Annotated in this window: 5 protein-coding genes; 1 reads left to right on the forward strand and 4 read right to left on the reverse strand. The window is 77.1% G+C overall.

Annotated elements, in window-relative coordinates:
• The coding region (locus D0D15_RS35135; RefSeq protein WP_115945078.1) for a DUF4129 domain-containing protein at positions 1-463 on the forward strand (463 nt) is incomplete at its 5' end.
• Here the strand turns inward: D0D15_RS35135 and D0D15_RS35140 are convergent.
• From D0D15_RS35140 to D0D15_RS35155, 4 genes are all read right to left on the reverse strand, one after another.
• Positions 456-2,060, reverse strand: coding sequence for a serine/threonine protein kinase (locus D0D15_RS35140; protein ID WP_115945079.1), 1,605 nt, complete (start codon positions 2,058-2,060; stop codon positions 456-458). The two genes, D0D15_RS35135 and D0D15_RS35140, sit on opposite strands and share 8 nt — an antisense overlap.
• Before the next feature lie 53 nt (positions 2,061-2,113).
• Positions 2,114-3,763: a right-handed parallel beta-helix repeat-containing protein gene (locus D0D15_RS35145; protein ID WP_094005431.1), complete on the reverse strand. Its 1,650-nt coding sequence runs from the start codon at positions 3,761-3,763 to the stop codon at positions 2,114-2,116.
• Entirely contained in the window at positions 3,763-4,464 is a 702-nt protein-coding gene (locus D0D15_RS35150; RefSeq protein ID WP_094005432.1) for a helix-turn-helix domain-containing protein, read from the reverse strand. Before D0D15_RS35150 ends, D0D15_RS35145 begins: the two co-directional genes overlap by 1 nt.
• Positions 4,461-5,583 (reverse strand): hypothetical protein (locus D0D15_RS35155; protein ID WP_115945080.1); only part of this gene is annotated, 1,123 nt, incomplete at its 5' end. The genes D0D15_RS35150 and D0D15_RS35155, both read right to left, overlap by 4 nt.

Here is a 5,583-nt window from a genome sequence, read left to right on the forward strand (position 1 = left end):
GAGCGGCGAGGCGCCCGCGGGAGCCGGGCGGTTCCCGTGGGCGCTGACGGGGGCGATCGTGCTCGGCGCGGTCCTGCTGGGCGTGCTCGGTGCGCCGCTGGCCAAGGGCGTGCGTGCCTGGCGGCGACGGCGGCGGGGCGGGGCCGGCGCGGTGGTCGGCGCGTGGGAGGAGGTGCGGGACCGGCTGCGGGGTCATGGCGTGCCGGTGACGGCGGGGATGACCGTGCGGGACCTGGCGACGGCGGCCGCCGGGTTCGTCGATCAGTCCACTGTGGACGAGCTGCGGTCGCTGGGGCGGACGGTGGACCTGGCGCTGTGGTCAGGTGCCGGACCGGACGAGGGCCGGGCCGCGCAGGCGTGGACGGCGGTGCGGCGGGTGCGGCGCGGGCTCGCGCGGCGGGGGGTGCGGGTGTGGCTGCGGGCGGCGTTCGAGCCGGGGACGCTGCTGCGGCGGGTCACTTGACGCAGTTCGCGCCGCGGATCGGTTTCGCCTGGCTTTCGTAGATGTGGGGGCCGTCGGTGCCCTGGATGAGGAAGCAGTACTTGCGCACCGGGTCCACCGGCACGCGGTGGGTGGTGTTGCGCTGCACGAGGACCGTCGTGCTCCGTTCGCCCTCGGCGGCCACGATCACCGCGAAGTCCAGCGCCTCGCTGCTGCGCCAGGACAGCTCGACGTGGTCGCCCTGGTCGACCGGGTCGTCGAGGTCCAGCTGCACCGCCCGCTCCGGAGCCGAGGGCACCCCCGGCGAGCCGATCTGCGGCGGCACGGCCGCGACGTCCAGTTCCTCCGGGGTGTTGACGAGCACGAGCACGGCGGCCACGGCGAGCGCCGAGAGCACGGCGAGCGCCACGAGGACGGAACTGGTGCGGCGAGCCCGCCGCGGCCGATCCCCGGGCCCGTACTCGACGAGCGGCCGCCCCAGCGCCGTCCTGGCCGGCGCCGGGGGTCCCGCGGGTGGCGGCGCCGCGTGCGCCGCCGGGAGCGGCCCAGTGGGCGGCGGACCTGCTGACCGCCGCTGCCCGGTGGATGATGGCCCCGCGGGCCATGCGGCGCCGGAAGGCGCGGGCCCGACCGGCGCCTGAGGCCTGAGAGGGGCGACTGGGGGCGCCAAGGGCGCCTGCGGCACCTGCGCGATTGGCCGCCCCGGTGGCGGGTGGGGCACCTGCCCGCCCGACGGCGACCCACCCTGCGGCGGCCCACCGAACGGCCCCCCGCCCGGCGCCGTCCCGAAATCGTCGAACGCGGGGCGGATTCCGAGCGCTCGCTCGCCGAAGGCGGCGCCCATCCGGGCGGCCACCGTCGCCGCGTCGAGGGGGCGGGCGTCCGGGTCGCGGGCCAGCAGTGCGGCCACCAGCTGCCCCACGCCGGGCGGCAGGTCGGCCCGCTCCATCGGCGCCACGGGCTCGTGCAGCGCCCGCAGCACCAGCTCGCCCTCCTGCTCACCGGGCCGCCCCTGGTGCGGCGACCGCCCGGTCAGCGCCAGGTACAGCACCGCGCCCAGGCCGTACAAATCCGACCGCTCGTCGGCGGTGCCGTCGCGCAGGGTTTCCGGTGCCAGGAAACCGATGTCGCGCGCCGGGTCGCGGGGGAAGGCCCGGCGCAGCGCCAGGCCGAAGTCGGACAGCACCGCCTCGCCCGAGGGCCGGAACAACACGTTCCCCAGCGTGACCCCGCCGTGCACCACACCGGCCGCGTGCGCCGCGGCCAGCGCCGCCGCCAGCGACCGGCCCAGCCCCAGCGCGTCGGCCGCCGTCATCGGCCCGAACGCGGTCACCAGCTCCGGCAGGGACTGCGCGCACAGCTCCATCCGCAGCGCGCACCGCCCGTCGGGCAGGTCCTGCACCGCGTCGGCCACCAGCACCGGCGCCCGGCCGCGCACCGCCGCCAGCGCGCCCAGCTCCGCGTCCACCTGGGCGCGGGTGCCGCGGTCGAGCCGCCCCGGGTAGACCTTCAGCGCGAACGCCGTCCCGGCCGCCTCGTCCACCCCGGCGAGCACACTGGCGCTCGGCCCGTCGCCCAGCGGAACCAGGTCGCCGGGTGCGTCCCCCGCAGCCGTCATGGTGGTCGTCCTCGGAATCACAGTCGCCCTCGCCGCTCCCATGGTACGAACCATCAGGCCCCGACGGCGGCGAGCACGTCCTCGAGCCGCAGTTCCCGCAGCTCGGCGGCGTCCGGAACCCGCCCCAGCCGGCGCAGCCGCCCGGACTGGGCCTTGCGCACGGCCTCGAACAGCTTCCGCGCGTCGCGCGCGTTGCCGAAATCGGGCGCGGCCGACAGGCGGTCGAAGTGCGCGGCGAGCACGGGGTCGGCGCGCGGGTCCAGGTCGTAGTCGCCGGCCGTCACCATCCGGCCGATGATGCCGACCAGCTGGTCCGGCGTGTAGTTCTCGAACTCGATCGTCTTGGCGAACCGCGACGACAGCCCGGGGTTGGCGGCGAGGAACTGGCGCATCTCGGCGGTGTACCCGGCGACGATCACCGCGATCTCCTCGCGGTGGTCCTCCATGAGCTTCACCAGCGTGTCGATGGCTTCCTGGCCGAAGTCGGCGCCGCTGCCCGTCTGCCGCGACAAGGTGTACGCCTCGTCGATGAACAGCACGCCGCCGAGGGACTGCTCGAACACCGTCGCCGTCTTCTCGGCGGTGTGGCCCACGTACTGGCCGACCAGGTCCCGGCGCGACACCTCGCGGAACTCCCCGCCGCCGAGCACCCCCAGCTCGCGCAGCAGCCTGCCGTAGGTGCGGGCCACCGTGGTCTTCCCGGTGCCCGGTGCGCCCGCGAAGATCAGGTGGTGGCTCAGCGCCCCGGTGGACAGCCCGGCCCGCGACCGCCACGAGTTCACCTGGATCTCGTCCACCAGCGAGCGGACCTCGGCCTTGACCGCGGGCAGCCCCACCATGCCGTCGAGTTCGGCGAGCAGCGCGTCCAGCGGGCTCGACCCGCCGGTCAGCGCGGCCGGCTCGGTCGTCACCGTCGCGGTCGCCGAGGACGCGAGCCGCACCGCGGGCTCGGCCGTGTTGGTGACCTCGCACGCTTCGACCGACCCGCCGCAGTGCGGTCCCACGTCGATGCCGACGTCCCCGGCGTCGCGCACCGAGGTCCGGCGCAGCACGGGTTCGCCGCGGTGCGCCACCAGGATCCCGGCCTGGGCGGTGCGGGTGATCCGGCAGTTCTCCACCACCGGCCGCGCGTGCTGGTAGATGTAGAGCCCGCGTTGCCCGCACCCGCTCACCGTGCACGACCGGATCACCGGATCGGCGCCGAGCCCGACGATCATCCCGTCGGCGGCGACGTTGTCGATGGTCACGTTCTCCACCACCCCGGACGTGCCCTCCAGCACCAGGCCGTGCTCGGCGCCGGTGACCGACACGTCGGTGATCGCCACCGGCCCGGGGCCGCGGACCGTCACCGCCGGGCCGCGTTCGGCGTGCACGGTGCAGCCGGTCAGCGTCAGCGCCGCGTTCTCGGCCTGCACCCCGGCCGCGCCACCCGCCCGCACGGTCACCCCGTGCACGGTGAGCGCGCCGCCGCGCGCGGACAGCACCGGCACGTCCGCGCCGGTGCCGTCGAACACGACCTCCGCGCCCTCGGCCGCGCGCAGGGTCAGCGTGCGGCCGAGCAGTTCCAGCGTTTCGGCGTAGGTGCCGGCGGCGATGGACACGCACGCGCCGTCGGGCGCGCCGAGCACCGCCTCGCCGACGGTGGCGTAGGCGCCGTGCCGTCCCGGCGCCACGAGGAGGGTCCGGCCGCCGACCGCGGTCATCAGCTCGCCCTCCCCGCCAGCCAGCCGTGCCCGGCGGCCTTGACCCCGGCCTGGAAGCGGCTGCGCGCGCCGAGCCGGTTCATCAGCCCGGCGACCATGCGCCGCACCGTGCGCACGGACACGCCGAGCGCGGCCGCGGCCGACTCGTCCGTGCAGCCCGCGGACAGCAGCGCCAGCAGCTCCCGGTCGCGCCCCGCCAGTTCGGTGGTGGCCGGCGGGTCGGCCGGCACGAGCGGCACCGCGGCCGGCCAGAGGTGCTCGACGAGTTCGATGATCGTGCCGATCACGCTGGGCAGGCGGAGCACGGCGATGTCCCGCTGCTCGCCGGGCAGCACGGCGAGCGCGCCGTCGACGACCAGCGCCTCGACGGGCACCACCGGCATCGTGCGGATCTCCGCGCCGGCCTGCGCCAGCTTGCCCAGGCGCCGCGCCGGACCGGGCGTCGTGCGCGCGGAGTCCGGGACGAGCATGCGGTAGCGGACGCCGCGGGCGAGGTTGGCGTGGTCGACCGGGCCGAACCTGCTGACCGGGTCGGCGGGGCCGCCGGACAGCGAGCTGACGACCAGCACCTCCCGTTCGGCGGCGGCCAGCTTGGTGGCGACCCGCGCGTGGCGGGACACCAGCGCGCCGGTGGACTGTCCGTTCAGGACCGCCAGTCGCGGCGGGGCCTGGCGTGCCTCGAGTGCGGGCTGGGGGATCATGGCTTTCCTCCGATCGGCAGCGACGCGGCGACGGCCGGTGCGTGCTGGTTGTCCATTCGTTCCAGGTGCAGCCCCGCGGGCGGTGCCCACAGCAGCCGCGTGACGGCGGTGTCGGCGGCGGTGTCGGTCGTGGCGACGACCCGCAGCACGGCGTCGTGCCCGGGCACGGTGACCGCGACCGTGCAGGCGGCGCCGGGCACGGCGGCGAGCAGCTGGTGCAGCGCGTGGACCCGGGCCCGTGGCGGGCGGGCGCCGAGACCGGTCACGCGCACGCCGATCTGGGTGATCGGGCCGGCCCGCCAGTACCGCCGCTCCTCGGCGACCGCGTCCCGGCCGGGGCCGGTGTGGGTGAGCGCGGCCAGGGTCGCGAGCAGTTCCTGGTCGGTCAGGGCGACCGCGCCCAGGCCGGCGCCGCGGAGTTTGCGGTGCGCGCGGCGCACGACGCTGGTCAGCGCGGCGACCAGCACCGCGTCGGCGGCGACGGCCGGATCGCGCAGGGCGCGCACCGCGAGCCAGGCCCGGGTGGCGTCCGTCTGCCGTGGCCCGCGGTGCAGGACCAGCTGGAGCCGGATCGCGGGCGGCTCCCCGGTGCCGGTCACCAGCGCCCCGGCGAGCGCGAGCCGGGCGAACGCGCCGGGATCGTCGCCGGACGGGCGCAGGACCGCGACCAGCTCCTCGTCCCGGCTGATCACCCCGGCCGGCACGCCCGCGAGTTCGGCGGTGCCGACCCGGGCACCCGGGGCGAGGGTGTCCAGCAGGTCCCGCCGGCCCGCGGCGCGCCGGCGCCGCAGCAGCAGGCGCACCCGGAGCGCCACCTCGTCGGACAGCCAGCGGCCCCCGACGCGACCGGCGGTCCAGACCAGCAGCCCGGCGGCGGTGGTCAGCAGGCCCGCCACCACCGGCCAGGGGCGGCCGATGGCGACCAGGCCCAGCACCAGGGCGAGCTGCCAGCACACGATCCGCAGCGCGGGCAGGTCCGGCACGTGCCGGTGCTCCGGGCGCTCACCGGGCGGCTCGGTCTGTTCGGTGGTGTGTTCGGTGTGGACGGTCGGCGGCCGGGCCGGTGCGGGCGTGCCGTGCGCGGGCCGGTTCTGCGGTCGCGGCGGCGCGGCCTGGGCG

The organism is Amycolatopsis thermalba, assembly GCF_003385215.1.
Lineage (GTDB): Bacteria > Actinomycetota > Actinomycetes > Mycobacteriales > Pseudonocardiaceae > Amycolatopsis_E > Amycolatopsis_E thermalba.

What these genes read in the sequence shown, in the direction of transcription:
- D0D15_RS35150 (WP_094005432.1), bottom strand. Translation starts at nt 4,464, where the DNA reads ATGATCCCCCAGCCCGCACTCGAGGCACGCCAGGCCCCGCCGCGACTG.
- D0D15_RS35145 (WP_094005431.1), bottom strand. Translation starts at nt 3,763, where the DNA reads ATGACCGCGGTCGGCGGCCGGACCCTCCTCGTGGCGCCGGGACGGCAC.
- D0D15_RS35140 (WP_115945079.1), bottom strand. Translation starts at nt 2,060, where the DNA reads ATGACGGCTGCGGGGGACGCACCCGGCGACCTGGTTCCGCTGGGCGAC.